At 61.0% G+C, this 18,619-nt stretch carries 19 protein-coding genes and 2 pseudogenes; 11 read left to right on the forward strand and 10 right to left on the reverse strand.

Annotated elements, in window-relative coordinates; translation table 11 throughout:
• Window positions 1-226 precede the first annotated feature (226 nt).
• Window positions 227-1,303, reverse strand: coding sequence for an S-methyl-5-thioribose-1-phosphate isomerase (mtnA, locus tag ACEPAJ_RS14650; protein WP_425915655.1), 1,077 nt, complete (start codon window positions 1,301-1,303; stop codon window positions 227-229).
• Between the two features lie 124 nt (window positions 1,304-1,427).
• Here mtnA and ACEPAJ_RS14655 point away from each other — a divergent pair, with 124 nt between their 5' ends.
• The 5 genes and pseudogenes from ACEPAJ_RS14655 (at window position 1,428) to ACEPAJ_RS14675 (ending at window position 6,237) form a co-directional block, all read left to right on the forward strand.
• A complete protein-coding gene (locus ACEPAJ_RS14655; protein WP_425915657.1) occupies window positions 1,428-2,747 on the forward strand; it encodes a TRZ/ATZ family hydrolase in 1,320 nt (439 codons plus the stop codon).
• Window positions 2,748-2,918: 171 nt separating this feature from the next.
• Window positions 2,919-3,617 (forward strand): bifunctional 2-polyprenyl-6-hydroxyphenol methylase/3-demethylubiquinol 3-O-methyltransferase UbiG, encoded by a 699-nt coding sequence (gene ubiG, locus ACEPAJ_RS14660; protein WP_425915659.1) that lies wholly within the window; start codon window positions 2,919-2,921, stop codon window positions 3,615-3,617.
• 5 nt (window positions 3,618-3,622) lie between these two features.
• On the forward strand, window positions 3,623-4,294 hold the full coding sequence (gene mupP / locus ACEPAJ_RS14665; protein WP_425915661.1) for an N-acetylmuramic acid 6-phosphate phosphatase MupP: 672 nt from the start codon (window positions 3,623-3,625) through the stop codon (window positions 4,292-4,294).
• Window positions 4,295-4,353: 59 nt separating this feature from the next.
• Window positions 4,354-5,093, forward strand: a pseudogene (locus ACEPAJ_RS14670) (YciK family oxidoreductase).
• A 217-nt stretch (window positions 5,094-5,310) separates the two neighbouring features.
• Window positions 5,311-6,237, forward strand: coding sequence for a GGDEF domain-containing protein (locus ACEPAJ_RS14675; RefSeq protein ID WP_425915663.1), 927 nt, complete (start codon window positions 5,311-5,313; stop codon window positions 6,235-6,237).
• A gap of 133 nt (window positions 6,238-6,370) precedes the next feature.
• Here the strand turns inward: ACEPAJ_RS14675 and rluB are convergent, their stop codons facing one another.
• The 7 genes from rluB to ACEPAJ_RS14710 all read right to left on the reverse strand — a co-directional run bounded on the left by rluB (window position 6,371) and on the right by ACEPAJ_RS14710 (window position 12,336).
• The gene (gene rluB / locus ACEPAJ_RS14680; protein WP_425915665.1) at window positions 6,371-7,570 is read right to left on the reverse strand and encodes a 23S rRNA pseudouridine(2605) synthase RluB; all 1,200 of its coding nucleotides are present in this window, start codon (window positions 7,568-7,570) and stop codon (window positions 6,371-6,373) included.
• Between the two features lie 132 nt (window positions 7,571-7,702).
• Complete coding sequence (locus ACEPAJ_RS14685; protein ID WP_411912029.1) at window positions 7,703-7,882, reverse strand: DUF1289 domain-containing protein; 180 nt, start codon at window positions 7,880-7,882, stop codon at window positions 7,703-7,705.
• Between the two features lie 42 nt (window positions 7,883-7,924).
• Window positions 7,925-8,716, reverse strand: a complete 792-nt coding sequence (gene scpB / locus ACEPAJ_RS14690; RefSeq protein WP_425915667.1) for an SMC-Scp complex subunit ScpB — start codon at window positions 8,714-8,716, stop codon at window positions 7,925-7,927.
• A gap of 2 nt (window positions 8,717-8,718) precedes the next feature.
• Complete coding sequence (locus ACEPAJ_RS14695) at window positions 8,719-9,417, reverse strand: segregation and condensation protein A (RefSeq protein ID WP_425918053.1); 699 nt, start codon at window positions 9,415-9,417, stop codon at window positions 8,719-8,721.
• 149 nt (window positions 9,418-9,566) lie between these two features.
• Window positions 9,567-10,781, reverse strand: a complete 1,215-nt coding sequence (locus ACEPAJ_RS14700; RefSeq protein ID WP_425915669.1) for a tryptophan--tRNA ligase — start codon at window positions 10,779-10,781, stop codon at window positions 9,567-9,569.
• Between the two features lie 48 nt (window positions 10,782-10,829).
• Complete coding sequence (locus ACEPAJ_RS14705) at window positions 10,830-11,459, reverse strand: L-threonylcarbamoyladenylate synthase (RefSeq protein WP_425915671.1); 630 nt, start codon at window positions 11,457-11,459, stop codon at window positions 10,830-10,832.
• A gap of 13 nt (window positions 11,460-11,472) precedes the next feature.
• Window positions 11,473-12,336, reverse strand: a complete 864-nt coding sequence (locus ACEPAJ_RS14710) for a PHP domain-containing protein (RefSeq protein ID WP_425915673.1) — start codon at window positions 12,334-12,336, stop codon at window positions 11,473-11,475.
• Between the two features lie 152 nt (window positions 12,337-12,488).
• On the opposite strand from ACEPAJ_RS14710, the gene ACEPAJ_RS14715 reads away from it, so the two are divergent.
• The 5 genes from ACEPAJ_RS14715 to ACEPAJ_RS14735 all read left to right on the forward strand — a co-directional run bounded on the left by ACEPAJ_RS14715 (window position 12,489) and on the right by ACEPAJ_RS14735 (window position 15,954).
• Window positions 12,489-12,788: a YciI family protein gene (locus tag ACEPAJ_RS14715; protein WP_274088339.1), complete on the forward strand. Its 300-nt coding sequence runs from the start codon at window positions 12,489-12,491 to the stop codon at window positions 12,786-12,788.
• A 53-nt stretch (window positions 12,789-12,841) separates the two neighbouring features.
• Entirely contained in the window at window positions 12,842-13,252 is a 411-nt protein-coding gene (locus ACEPAJ_RS14720; protein WP_425915676.1) for a translation initiation factor 2, read from the forward strand.
• Between the two features lie 3 nt (window positions 13,253-13,255).
• The gene (locus ACEPAJ_RS14725; protein WP_425915678.1) at window positions 13,256-13,933 is read left to right on the forward strand and encodes a response regulator transcription factor; all 678 of its coding nucleotides are present in this window, start codon (window positions 13,256-13,258) and stop codon (window positions 13,931-13,933) included.
• 195 nt (window positions 13,934-14,128) lie between these two features.
• Window positions 14,129-14,539 carry a Spy/CpxP family protein refolding chaperone gene (locus tag ACEPAJ_RS14730; protein ID WP_425915680.1) on the forward strand — a complete coding sequence of 137 codons (411 nt, stop codon included), beginning with the start codon at window positions 14,129-14,131 and terminating at the stop codon, window positions 14,537-14,539.
• Window positions 14,540-14,610: 71 nt separating this feature from the next.
• The gene (locus ACEPAJ_RS14735; protein ID WP_425915682.1) at window positions 14,611-15,954 is read left to right on the forward strand and encodes an ATP-binding protein; all 1,344 of its coding nucleotides are present in this window, start codon (window positions 14,611-14,613) and stop codon (window positions 15,952-15,954) included.
• On the opposite strand, the gene ACEPAJ_RS14740 is transcribed toward ACEPAJ_RS14735, so the two are convergent.
• The gene (locus ACEPAJ_RS14740; protein ID WP_425915684.1) at window positions 15,920-16,486 is read right to left on the reverse strand and encodes a nitroreductase family protein; all 567 of its coding nucleotides are present in this window, start codon (window positions 16,484-16,486) and stop codon (window positions 15,920-15,922) included. The two genes, ACEPAJ_RS14735 and ACEPAJ_RS14740, sit on opposite strands and share 35 nt — an antisense overlap.
• Window positions 16,487-16,562: 76 nt before the next feature.
• Window positions 16,563-16,933: pseudogene (locus tag ACEPAJ_RS14745) on the reverse strand (YkgJ family cysteine cluster protein).
• 154 nt (window positions 16,934-17,087) lie between these two features.
• On the opposite strand from ACEPAJ_RS14745, the gene ACEPAJ_RS14750 reads away from it, so the two are divergent.
• Window positions 17,088-18,542, forward strand: coding sequence for a TrkH family potassium uptake protein (locus ACEPAJ_RS14750; protein ID WP_425915686.1), 1,455 nt, complete (start codon window positions 17,088-17,090; stop codon window positions 18,540-18,542).
• Window positions 18,543-18,619: the final 77 nt, after the last annotated feature.

Below are 18,619 nucleotides of genomic sequence, written 5' to 3' on the forward strand. Positions count from 1 at the left end.
TTTCTGGTGAAACTCCGCGCCGCTCGTCCTGAGTGGTGTGGAGCCTGTCGCCGAGCCTGAGGCTCATAGCGACTCACGACAAATCAATAAGTTATGCCATGTATCTGCGCAGGTAGGAGCCCCCTAATGGGCACCCCCGAAAACCGCCGGAGCTTACCACAATCGCCGCGACGCACCTATCCCCAGCGCCAGCCTGGCGACTGGGTGCGCGCGCACTGGACAAAACTCAATGCAGACGCTTGCGGCACATCAATTGCGCCATTTTTTCGGCATCCGGACGATCAACCACACCCTTTTCGGTGACGATAAAGTCGATCAGGTCGGCCGGAGTGACATCAAACACTGGATTGAGCGCGTCTATTTCACCGGCGATACGCTTGCCACCCAACTCCAGCAACTCACTGGCATCACGCTCTTCCAGCACGATGTCGTCGCCATGCTCGGTGGCCATATCGATGGTCGAGCTGGGCGCCACCACCATAAAGCGCACGCCGTGGTGCATGGCATTGACGGCCAACTGGTAGGTGCCAATCTTGTTGGCCACATCGCCATTGGCGGCGATGCGGTCAGCCCCAACGATGACCCAGGTAATACCGCGGGTCTTCATCAGGTGCGCAGCGGCCGAGTCGGCATTCACCGTTACTGGAATACCGTCCGCCGCCAGCTCCCAAGCCGTCAGGCGCGAGCCTTGCAGCCAGGGGCGGGTTTCGTCGGCATACACGCGCTCCAGCAAGCCATCGTGGAAGGCCGCGCGAATCACCCCCAAGGCCGTACCAAAGCCACCGGTGGCCAGCGCCCCGGCGTTGCAGTGGGTCAGTAGGTTCTGCTGATTGCCCTGGTGGCGGCGAATCAAATCAACCCCCAGCTCGGCCATGGTCAGGTTGGCTTCGCGATCACCCTGGTGAATCCCCACGGCGCAAGCCTCAAGCAGGGCCAGCGGATCATCCGTGTTTTTAAGCCGATCGAGCCGATCGCGCATGCACTTGAGCGCCCAGAACAGATTAACTGCCGTCGGCCGCGAGTCGGCCAATAGCTGAAAGTCCGCGCCCAGCGCAGCACGCCAGTCACCCCCAGCCTGCAAGCGCGTGCGCAGCGCCAGAACAATGGCATAGGCCGCACTGATGCCGATAGCCGGCGCGCCACGCACCACCATGCTACGGATCGCCTCAGCCACATCCGCGGCCGAGTGGTAGCTGAGCCAGATTTCCTCGAAGGGCAACGCGCGCTGATCGAGCAGATGCAGAACACCGTCACGCCACTCAATGGCCTTGACCTTCTCTGCCGCTAGCAATTGCTCGCGCATCACACACCTCCACCGAAAAAAGCCGGCCATTATACGCACAGCGCGCCAGATCGGCGGCAGCCGCTTCAAGCCCAAGGCGTTCCCCTATAAACTCGCAGCACTACTGACTGCCGGAAGCGCCAACATGCCCCAAGCCCCGCTCGACCTTCTGCTCCTGCCTACCTGGCTGGTCCCGGTCGAACCTGCCGGCGTCGTGCTGGTAAACCACGGCCTGGGCATTCGCGACGGCCGCATTGCACTGATCGCACCACGCGCCGAAGCACTCAAGCACAGCGCACTGCGCGTACTGGAACTGCCGGACCGCCTGCTCACCCCAGGCCTGGTCAACGCCCACGGGCACGCCGCCATGACCCTGTTCCGCGGCCTCGCCGATGATTTGCCGCTGATGACCTGGCTGGAGCAGCACATCTGGCCGGCAGAGGCCAAATGGGTCAACGAGCAGTTCGTACAGGACGGCACCGAGCTGGCGATTGCCGAACAGCTCAAGGGCGGCATCAGCTGCTTCTCTGACATGTACTTTTTCCCGGAAACCGCCAGCCAGCTGGTGCACAGCAGCGGCATCCGCGCACAAATCACCATCCCCGTACTGGACTTCCCCATCCCCGGCGCGCGCGACGCTGATGAGGCGCTGCGTAAGGGCCTGAGCCTGTACGGCGACCTCAAGTATCATCCGCGCATTAAAGTCGCCTTCGGCCCGCACGCGCCCTACACCGTGAGCGACGACAAGCTGGAAAACATCTGCATGCTGGCTGCCGAGTTGGACGCCGGCATCCACATGCACGTGCACGAAACCGCTTTTGAAGTTCAGCAGAGTCTGGAACAACGCGGCGAACGCCCACTGGCCCGCCTGGCTCGCCTAGGGCTGCTCGGCCCGCGCTTTCAGGCCGTGCACATGACCCAGATCGACGATGATGACCTGGCCTTGCTGGTGCAAAGCAATACCAGCGTGATCCATTGCCCGGAATCTAATCTCAAGCTAGCCAGCGGCTTTTGCCCAGTGGAGAAGCTCTGGCAGGCTGGGGTCAACGTCGCCATCGGCACCGATGGCGCAGCCAGCAATAACGATCTCGATTTACTCGGCGAAACCCGTACCGCCGCCCTGCTGGCCAAAGCCGTCGCTGGCTCTGCCACCGCCCTCGACGCTCACCGCGCGCTGCGCATGGCCACCCTCAACGGCGCGCGCGCCCTCGGCCTGGATGAGCACATTGGCTCACTGGAGCTGGGCAAGGCCGCCGACTTGGTGGCATTTGACCTCTCCGGCATGGCCCAGCAACCAGTCTATGACCCGGTATCGCAGCTGCTCTATGCCGGCGGACGCGCCTGTGTCGAGCACCTGTGGGTCGGCGGCAAACAACTGCTGGACGCCGGCCAACTGACCCGTCTGGACGAACAACGCATCATCGCCAACGCCCGCGCCTGGGGCGCAAAGATCGCTGGGCGCTAAGCATGGCCCTGCAGGGCTTGCGGGAGGCGCTTTAGCCGCGACCAACAGCCCACACTGCGACAAACTGACATACATTGGCCGCCCAAGTGGCAGCCACTCCACCCGGCGAAACTGGCACCATGAGCACCTTGCGCTCCCACTCTCGCCGCAGCCTGATTTGTAGGGATTTATATGAGCAACGTCGACCACGCCGAAATCGCCAAATTCGAAGCCCTTGCCCACCGCTGGTGGGACCGCGAGAGCGAATTCAAACCGCTGCATGACATCAACCCGCTGCGCGTCAACTGGATCGACGAGCGCGTCAGCCTAGCCGGCAAGAAGGTGTTGGATGTCGGCTGCGGGGGCGGCATCCTCAGCGAATCCATGGCCCAACGCGGTGCGACCGTCACCGGCATCGACATGGGTGAAGCCCCCCTGGCCGTGGCCCAATTGCACCAGCTGGAATCCGGCGTCAGCGTTGAGTACCGGCAGATCACCGCCGAAGCCCTGGCCATCGAGATGCCCGAGCAGTTCGACGTGGTCACCTGCCTGGAAATGCTTGAGCATGTGCCTGACCCGGCTTCGGTGATCCGCGCCTGCTACCACATGGTTAAACCCGGCGGCCAGGTGTTCTTCTCCACCATCAACCGCAACCCCAAGGCATACCTGTTCGCCATCATCGGCGCCGAATACATCATGAAGTTGCTGCCGCGCGGCACCCACGACTTCAAGAAGTTTATCCGCCCCTCCGAACTGGGCGCCTGGAGCCGTGACGCAGGCCTGCAGGTTAAAGACATCATCGGCCTGACCTACAACCCGCTGACCAAACGCTACAAGCTGGAAGCCGACGTTGACGTCAACTACATGATCCAGACCCTGCGCGAGGAATGATAGGCATGCGTTTACGAGCAGTTCTATTTGACATGGACGGCACCCTACTCGACAGCGCTCCGGACTTTATTGCCATCTGTCAGGCCATGCGCAGCGAGCGTGGCCTACCCGCGATTGCCGACAAGCTGATTCGCGACCAGATCTCCGGCGGTGCGCGCGCCATGGTGGCCGCCAACTTCGCCATGGACCCAGAGGCCGAAGGCTTTGAGGCGCTACGCCTGGAGTTTCTCGAGCGCTACCAAGAGCATTGCGCGGTCCTGACCCAGCCTTTCGAGGGCATGGCTGAACTGCTTAATGATATCGAACAGGCCAAGCTGGTCTGGGGCGTGGCCACCAACAAACCGGTGTGCTACGCAGAACCGATCATGCAGCAACTGGGTCTGGCGCTGCGCTCAGCAGCACTGGTTTGCCCGGACCACGTCAGCCGCAGCAAGCCCGACCCGGAGATGATCCTGCTGGCCTGCGCCCAAATGGGCGTAGAACCGGCCGCCACCCTGTTTGTCGGTGACGACGAACGCGACATCGAAGCCGGTCGCGCTGCAGGCTGCAAGACCGCCGCCGTGACCTACGGCTATATCCACCCGCAGGACAACCCCCGCAACTGGGGCGCCGATGTGGTGGTTGATCATCCGCTGGAATTGCGCGCCGTACTCGACCGAGCACTGTGCAGCTGCTGAAGACTGCTCGCTGGGCGCGCGCTGAAGCCGCCCGCTCCTAAAGAAATGAGGTTTTATTGATGTTTGACTACTCCGCCCGCCCCGACCTGCTCAAGGGCCGTGTGATTCTAGTGACCGGCGCTGGCCGTGGCGTTGGCGCTACCGCCGCCAAAACCTTTGCCGCACACGGCGCAACGGTGCTGCTGCTGGGCAAAACCGAAGCAAACCTCAGCCAGGTCTACGACGCCATCGAAGCCGCCGGCCACCCTCAGGCTGCGGTGATCCCGTTTAACCTGGAAACCGCCCTGCCGCACCAATACGACGAACTGGCCGCGATGATCGAAGCGGAATTCGGCAAGCTCGACGGCCTGCTGCACAACGCCTCGATCATCGGCCCGCGCACGCCGCTGGAGCAGCTCTCCGGCGATAACTTCATGCGCGTTATGCAGGTCAACGTCAACGCCATGTTTATGCTCACCAGCACCCTGCTGCCATTGCTAAAACTTTCGCAGGACGCCTCGGTGGCATTCACCTCCAGCAGTGTCGGGCGCAAAGGCCGCGCTTATTGGGGTGCATACGCCGTGTCGAAGTTCGCCACCGAGGGCTTGATGCAGGTACTGGCCGATGAGGTCGATGGCGTCAGCCACGTGCGCGCCAACAGCATTAATCCCGGCGCCACCCGCACCAATATGCGGGCCCAGGCCTACCCGGCGGAAAACCCGGCAAACAACCCGCTGCCCGAAGCGATCATGCCGGTCTATTTGTACCTGATGGGCCAGACAGCACGGGCGTCAATGGCCAGGCCTTTGACGCGCAATAACCCCTAGCACCGCCCGCCGGTTTTCCGGCGGGCGGCCATTTAACTGGCAGCAAATTGCCATCAGCCTCGTCAGTTAACCGGCAAACCCTTGCCGCACCCCGCCACAAGCAACCAATAACCCACTGAAATAAAAGCCCTTTTATTAAAAATATGGGATTGGCACGGAATTCGCTCTACAGCCACTAGTCGTCGCGAACAGCGCTAGAGGTAGAGCTTCATGGCCCCGCACAATCAGTCCAACACCATCGATTTCGATGCTGCCAAATTACAGCGTCTTGGCTACGCCACTCGCCTGCAGAAAACCCTCAAGCCGGTTAGTCTGGCGCAACTACGCCAGCAATTAAGCCTGCGCCTGCAAACCTCCCTGGAAGTCGAGCGTATTCTCGAACTGTTCTTCAGTGAGGTGCAGCGCCTGGTGCCCCTTGGCGCCCTGAGCTACCAGCTGGCGTCCTGCGACCTGCGCCTAGACTTGGGCGAACGTGCCAACCACTCGGCCGGCTACCGCCTGAATCATGAAGGCGAGTACCTCGGCGAGCTGACCTTCCGGCGCAACCAGCGCTTCAGTGAAGATGAGCTGGGCCAGCTCGAATCACTGCTCGCCAGCCTGCTGTTTCCGCTGCGCAACGCCTTGCTCTACCGCGCCGCCCTGCAAAGCGCATTGCGCGACCCGCTGACCGAAACCGGCAACCGCATCGCCATGGAACAGACACTTAAGCGCGAAGTGGACATTGCCCGTCGCACGTTGCAGCCCTTGTCGGTGCTAATGGTCGACATCGATCACTTCAAGCGCGTTAACGATGACCACGGACACATCGTCGGCGACCAGGCACTCAAAGCCGTGGCCAACGCCCTGAAAGACAGCCTGCGCAATGTCGACATGGTGTTCCGCTACGGCGGTGAAGAATTTATGGTGCTGCTCTCCAGCACCAGCCGCGAAGCGGCCTCAATGGTCGGCGAGCGCCTGCGCATGGCCGTAATGGGCATCCAGTACTTGGTCGAGAACCAAGCCATCGAGCTGTCAGTCAGCCTCGGCTGCGCCACCCTGCTGCCAGGCGAGTCGATGGACAGCCTGCTGCGCCGCGCCGACAACGCACTGTTTGTTTCCAAGCGCGATGGCCGCAACCGCCTGTCGATGGCCGGTTAAACGCAACGACCAGAAAATGGCGGGAAACATGCCTAACGCCGCCCAGCGACGACGCATCAGATGAACACCATGGCTGGCAGGCCATAAAAAAAGGCGACCCGAAGGTCGCCTTTTTCATATCCGCTCGCGCGAATTACTCCGGCTTTGGACCACGACCGAAGCCTGGGCGCTGACCTTCACGGGTCGGCTGGCTGCGACGCTTAACCGGCGCGCCAGCGGGCTTGCGCGCCGGACGATCGGCCAACTCAACACCTGGACGCTGCGCACCACCGGGCTTACCCGAATACTTCTTGTTGACGTCACGCGGGCGCTCGGCAACCGGCGTGCCTTTGCTTTGATCATCACGCGGTGCACGCGGGGTGCGCGCCGGACGCTCGCCACGCTCAGCACCTTCGCCACGCGCAGGGCGCGAACGACCCTGATCACTGCCCGCTGCAGGGCCGCCGCCATGGGCTGGACGCAGAGTCCGCTCCGGACGCGCGGCACGCCCAACCGGCTTGGCCGATTTACGCTGCAGACGGTCGATCTTGTCGCGGGCTTTTTCCTTCATATCCGGCAAAGCCACCGACTTGAGGCCGACTTCTTCACTGAGGATATCCACTTCGCGCTGGCCCATTTCACGCCAGCGGCCCATGGTCAGGTCCGACGTGATAAATACCGGCCCGAAACGCACGCGCTTCAGACGGCTGACCACCAGACCCTGGGATTCCCACAGCCGGCGCACTTCACGGTTGCGACCTTCCATTACCACGCAGTGGTACCAGTGGTTGAAACCTTCGCCACCCGGGGCTTCTTTGATGTCGGTGAACTTGGCCGGGCCATCTTCGAGCATCACGCCAGCTTTCAGGCGCTCGATCATCTCTTCATCGACTTCGCCACGCACGCGCACGGCGTACTCGCGGTCCATCTGATAAGACGGGTGCATCAAGCGGTTAGCCAGCTCACCATCGGTGGTGAACATCAGCAAACCGGTGGTGTTGATGTCGAGACGACCGATGTTGATCCAGCGGCCATCTTTCGGCCGTGGCAGACGGTCAAACACGGTCGGACGGCCTTCTGGGTCGTCACGGGTGCAGATCTCGCCTTCGGGTTTGTTGTAGATGATCACGCGGCGCACGCTTTCGGCGGCTTCTTCGCGGCGGATCACTTTGCCATCGACGGCAATAGCGTCGTGCAGGTCGACACGCACGCCGAGGCTGGCGACAGCGCCATTGACCTTAACGCGGCCAGCACTGATCCAGGCTTCGATTTCGCGGCGTGAAGCCAGGCCCATACGCGCCATGACTTTCTGTAGTTTTTCGCCTGCGGGGCTGTATTCTTCGATTTCACTCATCTGGGCACCTCCCGGTGTTATCGCTAGTGATTCGGACGATCTAGGCTGGGCCTATTCGTCGAAGGGGCGCGGAGCATACGCGAAACGCGGCGCTTACGCACGGGTTGAGGTGCGCGATCTGATCGGTGGCCGTCAGCGTTTCTTCCGCCCCACGGCGGCCAAGCTCAGCAAGCGCAGATCGGCCTCAGCCAAAACAGCACGCTGGGCCACTTTGCCGAGTTTCTTCCACGCTTTGATCTCGGCCTTAGTGCGCCCGCAACCACGGCAGGTATCACGCTCGAACTTACATAGCTTGATGCAGGGATCTTTCACCGGATCAATACCGCCAGCAATGCGCCAGTCACCCCGCAGACCTCAGTCAGGTAACTGTTCTTTATCCAGGGTTTCGTGGGATTCATCAGCCTCTTCATGCTCATCGTCCTGCTCGGCTAAATCGTCGAAGTCGGTCTTCAGCCCCTGTTCCATCGAGTCGAGTTCAGCCAGCAGGCTGCTGAAGCTGGTTTCCTCGCCTGCTGCCACTGCCGGCTCATCATCCAAGGCCAAATCGGCGCGCGCCTGCAGGCTTTGCGGGGCCTCGGGGTCATCCTCAAAGGCCAGCACGGGCTCAGGCTCCAGCTCACGCAAGGCGGCCAGTGGCGGTAGTTCGTCGAGGCTTTTCAGGTTGAAGTGATCGAGAAAAGTCTTGGTGGTGGCGAACATCGCCGGTTTACCCGGCACATCGCGGTGGCCCACCACACGGATCCACTCGCGCTCCAACAAGGTTTTGACGATATGGCTGTTGACCGCCACGCCGCGTACGTCTTCGATCTCGCCGCGGGTGATCGGCTGGCGATAGGCAATCAGCGCCAGGGTTTCGAGCATGGCACGCGAGTAACGCTGCGGTCGTTCTTCCCACAGGCGGCCGACCCAAGGCGCGTACTTCTCGCGCACTTGCAGGCGATAACCCGTCGCCACTTCAACCAGCTCAAAAGCCCGCCCCTCACAGGATTTCCCCAGGTGCGCCAAGGCCTTCTTGAATACGCTCGGTTGCGGCCGCTCGGCTTCTTCAAACAACTCGAACAAACGCTCCAAGGATTGCGGTTTGCCGGACGCCAAGAGAAAGGCTTCAAGCAGGCTGGCCAGTTCACGCGGTTCATTAAGGTTCATGCTTATTCCGCCCGTGCGCGCACATGGATTGGCCCAAAAGCCTCGTTTTGCACCAGTTCGACCAGGGATTCCTTGATCAACTCCAGCACGGCCATAAAGGTCACCACCACGCCGAGCTTGCCCTCTTCAGCACTAAACAGGCTGACAAATGGCACGAAAGCGCCACCTTTAAGCCGTTCAAGCACATCACTCATGCGCTCGCGGGTCGACAGCGTTTCACGGGTGATTTGATGACTTTCAAACATGTCAGCGCGGCGCAAAACCTCTGCCATCGACAGCAGCACCTCTTCCAGGCTGACATCCGGCAACAACTTGCGTGCCCGCGCTTCGGGCGCATCCAGGCGTGGCACGGTAAGGTCACGGCCAACCCGGCTAAGCCCGTCGATACCTTCTGCCGCCGCCTTGTAACGCTCGTATTCCTGCAAACGCCGGATCAACTCGGCACGCGGATCGTCTTCTTCGGCTTCCACTTCGCTGGAGCGCGGCAACAGCATGCGCGACTTGATCTCGGCGAGCATGGCGGCCATCACCAAGTACTCAGCGGCCAGCTCCAGACGCACCGACTGCATCAACTCGACATACCCCATGTACTGGCGGGTAATTTCCGCCACGGGGATATCCAGCACGTCGATGTTCTGCTTGCGGATCAGGTACAGCAGCAGGTCCAACGGGCCCTCGAAGGCTTCGAGAAACACCTCCAGGGCATCCGGCGGAATGTATAAATCCAGCGGCATTTCGGTGACCGCCTGGCCATACACCAAGGCGAATGGCAGCTCCTGCTGGGCATTGGCCTGGCTATCGGGGTGTTCCTCGGGCGGCACGCTGGACATGGTCATTCTCGACAGTAGGTTCAGCGGTAATTCAGGCCAAGGGCCAGGCGGACTTCGCTAAGGGTTTCCCGTGCTTCTGAACGTGCACGTTCGGCGCCATCGGCAAGAATCTGCCGAACCAGATCAGGGCTGTCCTGGTAGTCGGCCGCCCGTGCCTGCAACGGCTGCAACTCAAGCTGCACCGCTTCAATCAAAGGCGCTTTACATTCCAGGCAACCGATACCGGCGCTGCGGCAGCCCTGCTGGACCCATTCGCAGGTTGGCGTATTGGAATAGAGCTGGTGCAACGACCACACCGGACAGTGGGCCGGGTTGCCGGGATCATCACGGTGCACCCGCGCCGGATCGGTCGGCATGCGGCGGATTTTTTCCTCGATCGCCGGCGCGGTGTCGCGCAGGAAGATCGCATTGTTGTTGGACTTGGACATTTTGCTGCCATCCAGCCCGAGCAACTTGGGCGACTCCCCCAGCAAAGCCTGCGGTTCAGCCAGAAGAATCTTGCCGCCGCCTTCCAGGTAGCCATACAGGCGTTCTTTATCACCCAGGGTAATGCTTTGCTGATCTTTGAGTAGGGCGCGGGCGGTTTCCAGCGCCTCACCATCACCTTGCTCCTGATAAGCCTTGCGCAGGCTGTTGTAGAGCTTGGCAGTCTTCTTGCCGAGTTTGATAATCGCGGCTTCGGCCTTTTCCTCAAAGCCCTGCTCACGGCCATACAAATGGTTGAAGCGCCGCGCCACATCACGGGCAAATTCGATATGCGCCAGCTGATCGCTACCCACCGGCACCACACCGGCGCGGTACAGCAGAATGTCGGCCGCTTGCAGCAAGGGATAGCCGAGAAAGCCGAAGGTGCTGAGGTCCTTGCCGTGCAGCTGTTCTTGCTGCTCTTTGTAGGACGGCACGCGCTCCAGCCAGCTGAGCGGGCAAATCATCGACAGCAGCAGGTGCAGCTCGGCATGTTCGGGGACTTGCGACTGAATAAACAACGTCGCGGAACTGGGGCTCACGCCGGCAGCCAGCCAGTCCACAGCCATGTCCATGACCCGCTGGGACAAGGGGCCGACATCATCGTAATCAGTGGTCAATGCATGCAGGTCAACAATGCAGAAGAAGCATTCATAGCTGTGTTGCAGCTTGATCCAGTTCTTCAGCACCCCCTGATAGTGCCCCAGGTGCAACAAACCACTCGGGCGCATGCCAGAGAACACGCGACGTTCGGCGTCAGCAAGACTCAAAACGGATTACCTGTAAAAACGAAGGAGCTCGATTATATAGAGGCGGGCTCAAAGATCATCCGTAAAAGGCGACGGATCACCGCAGCCCACCCGAAACACTTCAGGCTCATCCTCGAGCAGGCTGACCACAGTGGAGGCCTCAAGCCCACCGAAACCGCCATCGATGATCAGATCAACCTGGCGCTCAAGGGTCTGGCGCATTTCGTAAGGGTCGCTCATCGGCACTGTTTCACCCGGCAGGATCAAACTCACACTCATCAACGGCTCGTTGAGTTCTTCCAGTAGCGCCATGGCAATCGGATGGCTGGGTACCCGCAGGCCAATGGTACGGCGCTTGGCATGCAACAACATGCGTGGCACTTCGCGGGTGGCGTTGAGGATAAAGGTGTAAGGCCCGGGGGTATGGGCCTTGAGCAAACGGAACGCCGCAGTATCCACTTTGGCAAAGGTGCTCAGCTCTGACAGATCACGGCACACCAAGGTGAAGTTGTGCTTGTCATCCAGCTGGCGCATGCGGCGGATACGCTCGATAGCCGTCTTGTCACCAATATGGCAACCCACGGCATAGGATGAGTCGGTCGGATAGATCACCACCCCACCGTTGCGGATAATCTCCACGGCCTGTTTGATCAGACGCGCTTGCGGGTTTTCCGGATGAATCTGGAAGAATTGGCTCACTCTCGAATCCTGATCAGATTGCAGTAGGCTGCTGGACATGCTTAAACCGTGCCCACAGGGGCGGTAGATCCTCGGGAACTGGGCGATAAACCCCCAACTCAGACCACTGGCCTGGCGCGTGAAAATCACTGCCCGCCGTGACAAACATACCGAACTCGCGCGCCAGAATTGCCAGGCTGCCTACCTGGTCGGCCGGCTGCATACCGTTGACCACTTCCAACGAATGCCCGCCAGCACCGACAAAATCGGCAATCAACTTGCGGCGCTTACTGCGAGTAAAGTCGTACTGCCAGGGATGCGCCAGGCTGACCCAGGCACCCGCACGGCGCAGGGTGTCGACCGTCTGCGCCAGCTCCGGCCAATGCTGTTTGACATCACCCAGCTTGCCCGAGCCCAGCCATTTGCGAAACGCCTCAGCACGGTCTTTGACATAACCGCCGCGCACCAGAAAATCGGCGAAATGCGGACGCGCCGGGGCATTACCACTGTCGCCCAATTCCTGCTGAATGGCCCGCGCGCCGTCCAGCGCACCTGGCATGCCTTTAGCGTCCAAACGCTTGGAGATTTCCGCCGCGCGCAACCAGCGCCCCTCATGCAACTCGGCAATCGCCTGCTGCAAAGCCGGCGCTTCACGGTTGAAGGCATAACCCAACACATGGATGGTCGCGCCACCCCAAAGACAGGACAACTCGATGCCGTTGACCAGCTGCATGCCCAAGGCTTGCGCCGCCACGCCGGCTTCATCGAGGCCATCCAGGGTGTCGTGGTCGGTTAACGCCAGCACCCGCACACCACGCTCAAACGCCCGCGCCACCACCGCAGCCGGCGCAAGTGCGCCGTCTGATGCGGTGCTATGGCAATGCAAATCAACTTCCATAAGGGGCGCTTTCCGAGTCATTTATGTTTGTTATTATGCCGGCAGATGTGGATTCTTGCTGGCTTGCGCCACTATTTCCTCGACATTGCCTGAACAGACTGTTTTTCTCTCACGGCTGCGGCCACCGCTAACGACTTCTATTAAGGATCAAGATGCTCTACGCAATCATTGCCACCGATGTGGAAAACTCTCTGGAAAACCGCCTGAATGCTCGCCCGGCGCACCTTGCTCGCCTGGAGCAGCTGAAAACTGAAGGCCGCTTGATCCTCGCCGGCCCGCACCCAGCCGTCGACAGCAATGACCCAGGCCCAGCAGGCTTTTCCGGCAGCCTGGTCGTCGCAGAGTTTGAATCGCTGCTGGCCGCGCAACAGTGGGCCGACGCCGACCCTTACCGCGCCGCCGGGGTGTATGCCTCTGTCCTGGTCAAACCTTTCAAGCTGGTTTTGCCTTAAAGCCATCGTTGCGCTGAACAGCCCATAACAACAATGACACGCGAGGAGTTCCGATGCGTCCAGGCCCGCTGTTTCTACTCTTGACCCTGTGCTTGCCGGCCGTTACTCAGGCCGAAGAAAGCCCGCCGCAGCCATTGGCTGAAGCCACCTCGGCGCAGGCGCAAATCGACGATTTGGAACAGCGCCTGGCCATCAGCGAAGAACAACGCCAAGCCCTTAACGCGGAGCTGCAAAGCGCCAGCAACGAACATGAAACAGTGCAACTGCAGCGCCTGCGCCAGGACAACCAGCGCCTCAAACTCGAACTGAAAAAAAACCAGGCCAGCGCCCCGAAGCCGCTGATCAGCGAACAGCAAATGTGGTTTGCCACGGGTGCTGGGGCGGGGTTGCTGGGGGTACTGATCGGCGCTTTGTTACGCGGTGGACGCCGCGCACGCCGCGCACGCCGCGAGTGGCTCAACTGAGCCATGAATGACCTGCTGCTTATCGACGACGATGTCCAACTCTGCGAACTGCTAACCAGCTGGCTGACCCAGGAAGGCTTTCAGGTCAGCGCCTGCCATGACGGCAATAGCGCCCGCAACGCCCTTGCCACGCACAACCCGGATGCCGTGGTGCTGGATGTAATGCTGCCCGACGGCAGCGGCCTGGAACTGCTCAAGCAATTACGCAGCGACCACCCGGACCTGCCGGTGCTGATGCTATCGGCCCGGGGCGAACCACTGGACCGGATCCTCGGCCTGGAATTGGGTGCCGACGACTACCTGGCCAAGCCCTGCGACCCACGCGAACTCACCGCACGTTTGCGCGCGGTATTGCGCCGCAGCCTAGCGGCCACGCCCGGTAATCCGCTCGACCTCGGCGATTTACATTACAGCCAGGCCCGCGGCACGGTGACGCTAGGCGAGCAGGAGGTCACGCTGACCCTCTCGGAAAGCCGCATTCTCGAAGCTCTGCTGCAACACCCCGGCGAGCCGGTGGATAAACAAGCGCTGGCGCAACTGGCCCTCGGTCGCAAACTGACCCTGTATGACCGCAGCCTGGACATGCACGTCAGCAACCTGCGCAAAAAACTCGGCCCGCATGCCGATGGCCGCCAACGCATTCTGGCGCTGCGCAGCCGCGGCTATTACTACAACGTTTGAAAGCTGCTCAACGCCTACTGCGCCTGGCCCTGCTTGGCCTTAGCTGCACGGGCTCGCAAACCCCGAACAGATTTAAGTCAATCAGCTGCGCCGTGTCCTTTACCTAAGCTTTACCTTGCCCTGACGGCCCTTGACCTTGAACGCCCTAAACTGGGCTCATCCGGCATCGACCGGTTTCAGACAAGGAGACACACCATGCGCAAGACCCTGACTGCAGTACTGCTCGCCATGACCCTGCCAACCCTGGCGATGGCCATGCCTGAAAGCGGCCCACGGCATAACGGTGGCGAGCACGGCGCCCGCATGTTCAAAGAGCTCGATTTGAGCAAAGAGCAACACCGCGAAATCCGTAAATTGATGGGCGAGCAGATGAAAGGCCGCCACGCGATCACCCAACGCTACCTGGAGAAACTCCCAGCCGCAGAGCAAAAAGCCATGCAGGCTGAACTGCAAGCAGCCAAGGATGAACAACACAACGCCATCCGCGCGCTGCTCAAGCCTGAGCAGCAGAAGGCCTTCGACGAACACCAGAAAAACATGCAAGAACGCCGCGCCGAGCATAAAGCCTTCAAGGCCTGGCAAGCTGAGCAGGCGAACAAAAGCTAAACGCATCCCCTAGATCTGCGCCCATCAGGCCACAAGCCTTGATGGGCGTTTCTGTTACCCAAGGAGCTACCGTGCGATCACTGTTCTGGCGCATCTTTGCCAGCTTTTGGCTGGCCATTGCCCTGGTTGCCGGGTTGTCCATGCTGCTTGGGCGCATGCTCAACCAGGATGCATGGCTGCTCAGCCAGCACCCCGGCATGGATGACCTCGCCGAGACCTGGACCCAACGCTACGAAGAACAAGGCCCAGCTGCCGCCCAAGCCCTGCTGGAACAGCGTAAGCGCAGCTTTCGCATCGATGTACAGGTGCTTGATAACAGCGGCCAGCCGGTGGTTAAAGGCACCTTCCCGGCCCGCGCTGCCGCCTTTGAAGCGCGCCACCGCAATGAGAAGCGCCTACCCTGGCGCCGCCTGAGTGTCGACTACACCAGCCCGAGCAGTGGCGAAACCTACCTGTTTATCTACCGCATTCCGATCCCCGAAGTTGCGGCCTGGCAACGCGACAGCTTGCTCTGGCCGCTCAGTGCGCTGGCGATTGCCATGCTGGTACTGACGCTGTTTAGCCTCTGGCTCACCCTGTCGATCACCCGCCCGTTGAATCGCCTGCGCGGCGCCGTTCACGATCTGGGACAAACCGCTTATCAACAGAGCAGCCTGGCCAAACTGGCCGAGCGACGCGATGAACTCGGCGTGCTGGCGGCTGACTTCAACCGCATGGGCGAACGCGTGCAAGGCTTGATCAGCAGCCAACGCCAATTGCTGCGCGATGTGTCCCACGAACTGCGCTCACCACTGGCACGCCTGCGTATAGCGCTGGCCTTGACCGAGCGTGCAGATGCCGTCGAGCGAGAGAAATACTGGCCACGCCTGAGTCAGGAATGCGACCGCCTGGAAGCACTGATCAGTGAAATCCTCGCCCTCGCCCGCCTCGATGCGGAACCGGGCGCAGCGCAGCCAATCGACCTCGCGGAGCTGCTAAACACCCTGCGCGAAGAGGCGCGCCTAGACGCACCGCAGCAACAGATCAATATTCAGCTGGAGCCCGGCCTGCAGCTCAACGGCTGGACGGATATGCTGCAACGCGCGCTGGACAACCTGCTGCGCAATGCCTTGCGCTTCAATCCTGCCGGGCAAGCCATCGAGCTGACGGCCAGCAAAAACGCCGAGCAACTATGCCTGAGCGTGCGCGACCATGGCCCCGGCGTACCTCCTGAGCAGTTGGCGCGCCTTGGCGAACCCTTTTACCGCGCCCCGGGGCAAACCAGCAGTGGTCATGGCCTGGGGCTGGCCATCGCCCGGCGTGCGACCGAGCGCCATGGAGGCCAGCTGGAACTGAGTAACCATGCACAAGGTGGCTTTGTCGCCACCCTGCGCGTGCCGCTTACTCCGCCGAATCAGACGCCGGCCAAGTGCTGACAAAATCACTCACCTGTACCGCCGGCACCGCGCGCAATTCGCGCGCAGGCGTGCCCAGGTAGAGGTAGGCAATCAGCTGCTCATCTGCACCCAGGCCCAAACCGGCAGTAACGTGTGGGCTGTAGGCCATATCACCCGTGCGCCAGACCGCACCGATCCCCTGAGCGTGAGCCGCCAATAAAATGCTGTGGGCGGCGCAGCCGGCGGCCAGCACCTGCTCCTGGGCAGGGACTTTGGAATCGGCCTGCACGCGGGCAATCACCAACACCAGCAACGGCGCACGTAACGGCATCGCGCGGGCTTTGCTCACCGCCTCCGGGCTGGCATCGGCTGGTAATGCACCGGCAAACAGTTCACCCAGCTGCGTCAGCGCTTCCCCCTCAACCGTCAGAAAACGCCAGGGGCGCAACTGACCATGATCAGGCGCACGTAAAGCCGCGCGAAACAACAGTTCGCGCTGCGCGGCATCGGGTGCCGGCGCCACCAAGCGCGGCGCAGAAACACGGTTTAGCAACGCATCAAGAGCGTCCATCAGTCACCTCGGCAATTCAATCAATTGGCCATTCTAGTGCCTGCGGAGCACGCGCGGGCAATCCCATGAGCAGGTTCTAGGCCACCCGCTCAGGCGAAACACTGGGCGATACCGGTGGCATCAACGGCGGCAATCCGTGCGCACTGCGCGCCGCATCACACTGCGGGTTGTGCTCGCCGTTAACCCAGGAGGCCTCGAATTCACGGCAGGTGCTGGAGCGCTCTTTGTAGAGCGTGCAGCGCACGCCCTGGCCGACATCCCCCATCAAGGCATTACAACGCGTCGGTTTACTGTCCGTGCCGCGCATGGCAACACGCTGGGGGTGATCAACACCACCTGATCGTCCGGCATCAGACCACCGGCCGACTGGCACTCACCCCAGAAAAAAGACACACGAAAGTGCGCGCAGCACGCGCCACAGCTCAAGCAAGGATTGCTATCAGACATGATTTTGAGGACTCAGAAACCGGCAGAGGGCCGGCACCGGGCGGCTATTCTATGCTGCGCCAAGCGCTTGTAAAGCGCCTAATGCAAGCGCTGTACAGCCGCCACAGCGCGCGTAGAATAGCGCCCCTTTGCCCCCAGTTACCGAGCCGACCCCATGTCATTGCCGACACTGCGCATCATTGCTTTTATCCTCGGCATATTCCTGATCACCCTAGCGGCCAGCATGCTGATCCCGATGCTGACGCTGCTGCTGTATTCGCGCTCCGATGACCTCAGCGCCTTTCTCTGGTCCAGCCTGGTCACGGCTGCGGCGGGCATTGCCATGGTCATTCCGGGCCGGCCCAAGGATGCGCAGCTGCGCCCGCGTGACATGTACCTGCTGACCACTGGCAGCTGGCTGGTGGTGTGCATCTTTGCCGCCCTGCCGATGGTGCTGATCCACCACATCAGCTACACCGATGCCTTCTTCGAGACCATGTCCGGCGTTACCACTACGGGTTCGACGGTGCTCTCGGGCCTGGATCACGCCTCACCTGGGCTGCTGATTTGGCGCTCGATGCTGCAGTGGCTGGGCGGCATCGGCTTTATCGGCATGGCCGTGGCCATTCTGCCGCTCTTGCGGGTCGGTGGTATGCGCCTGTTCCAGACCGAGTCATCGGACTGGGGCGAAAAGGTCATGCCGCGCTCGCACATGGCCGCCAAGTACATCCTGTTTATCTACCTGACGCTGACCCTCGGCGGCTTCATTGGCTTCTGGCTGGCCGGCATGACGCCGTTTGATGCGATCAACCACGCGATGGCCTCCATTTCCACTGGCGGCTATTCGACTTCAGACTCATCGCTGGCCAACTGGAGCCAACCCGCCGTGCACTGGGTGGCGGTGCTGCTGATGATTTGCGGCGGACTGCCCTTTACCCTGTATGTCGCGACGTTGCGCGGCAACCGTAAAGCGCTGTTTAAAGACCACCAGGTACGAGGCTTTCTCGGTTTCCTGCTGGCCACCTGGCTGGTTTTCGGCACCTGGCTGTGGCTGCACTCAGACAACAGCTGGTGGGATGCTTTCCGGATTGTCGCGGTGAATGTCACCTCAGTGGTCACCACCACCGGCTTCGCCCTGGGCGATTACACCACCTGGGGCAGCTTCGCCGTGCTGCTGTTCTTCTACCTGACCTTTGTTGGTGGCTGTTCGGGCTCCACCTCCGGCGGGCTGAAGATCTTCCGCTTTCAGGTGGCCTACGTATTGCTCAGGGCCAACTTGCAACAGCTGGTGCATCCGCGCGCGGTGATCAAGCAGCAATACAACAACCACAACCTCGATGAAGAGATTGTCCGCTCGCTGATCACCTTTTCATTTTTCTTCACCATCACCATTGGCGTGATTGCCCTGGGCCTGACCTTACTCGGCCTGGATTGGGTAACCGCACTCACCGGGGCCGCGACGGCGGTGTGCAACGTGGGTCCTGGCTTGGGCCCGATCATTGGCCCTGCTGGCAACTTCTCCAGCCTGCCAGATGCCGCCAAATGGCTGTTAACTATTGGCATGCTGCTGGGCCGCTTGGAAATTCTGACCGTACTGGTGCTGGTCACTAAGGCATTCTGGCGGCATTAAATGAGCACCTGCCGGATGATTAACTGACCAAGCGCGGCGACAGTCTCTAGAATCTCGCTATTACTGCAATGGAACAC

It is taken from the genome of Pseudomonas sp. GWSMS-1 (assembly GCF_049847425.1).
Classification (GTDB): domain Bacteria; phylum Pseudomonadota; class Gammaproteobacteria; order Pseudomonadales; family Pseudomonadaceae; genus Aquipseudomonas.

Bases quoted from the DNA above. Each gene is read 5' to 3' on its own strand.
- mtnA (WP_425915655.1), bottom strand. From the start codon at position 1,303: ATGCGCGAGCAATTGCTAGCGGCAGAGAAGGTCAAGGCCATTGAGTGG.
- ACEPAJ_RS14655 (WP_425915657.1), top strand. From the start codon at position 1,428: ATGCCCCAAGCCCCGCTCGACCTTCTGCTCCTGCCTACCTGGCTGGTC.
- ubiG (WP_425915659.1), top strand. From the start codon at position 2,919: ATGAGCAACGTCGACCACGCCGAAATCGCCAAATTCGAAGCCCTTGCC.
- mupP (WP_425915661.1), top strand. From the start codon at position 3,623: ATGCGTTTACGAGCAGTTCTATTTGACATGGACGGCACCCTACTCGAC.
- ACEPAJ_RS14675 (WP_425915663.1), top strand. From the start codon at position 5,311: ATGGCCCCGCACAATCAGTCCAACACCATCGATTTCGATGCTGCCAAA.
- rluB (WP_425915665.1), bottom strand. From the start codon at position 7,570: ATGAGTGAAATCGAAGAATACAGCCCCGCAGGCGAAAAACTACAGAAA.
- scpB (WP_425915667.1), bottom strand. From the start codon at position 8,716: ATGAACCTTAATGAACCGCGTGAACTGGCCAGCCTGCTTGAAGCCTTT.
- ACEPAJ_RS14710 (WP_425915673.1), bottom strand. From the start codon at position 12,336: ATGGAAGTTGATTTGCATTGCCATAGCACCGCATCAGACGGCGCACTT.
- ACEPAJ_RS14715 (WP_274088339.1), top strand. From the start codon at position 12,489: ATGCTCTACGCAATCATTGCCACCGATGTGGAAAACTCTCTGGAAAAC.
- ACEPAJ_RS14720 (WP_425915676.1), top strand. From the start codon at position 12,842: ATGCGTCCAGGCCCGCTGTTTCTACTCTTGACCCTGTGCTTGCCGGCC.
- ACEPAJ_RS14725 (WP_425915678.1), top strand. From the start codon at position 13,256: ATGAATGACCTGCTGCTTATCGACGACGATGTCCAACTCTGCGAACTG.
- ACEPAJ_RS14730 (WP_425915680.1), top strand. From the start codon at position 14,129: ATGCGCAAGACCCTGACTGCAGTACTGCTCGCCATGACCCTGCCAACC.
- ACEPAJ_RS14740 (WP_425915684.1), bottom strand. From the start codon at position 16,486: ATGGACGCTCTTGATGCGTTGCTAAACCGTGTTTCTGCGCCGCGCTTG.
- ACEPAJ_RS14750 (WP_425915686.1), top strand. From the start codon at position 17,088: ATGTCATTGCCGACACTGCGCATCATTGCTTTTATCCTCGGCATATTC.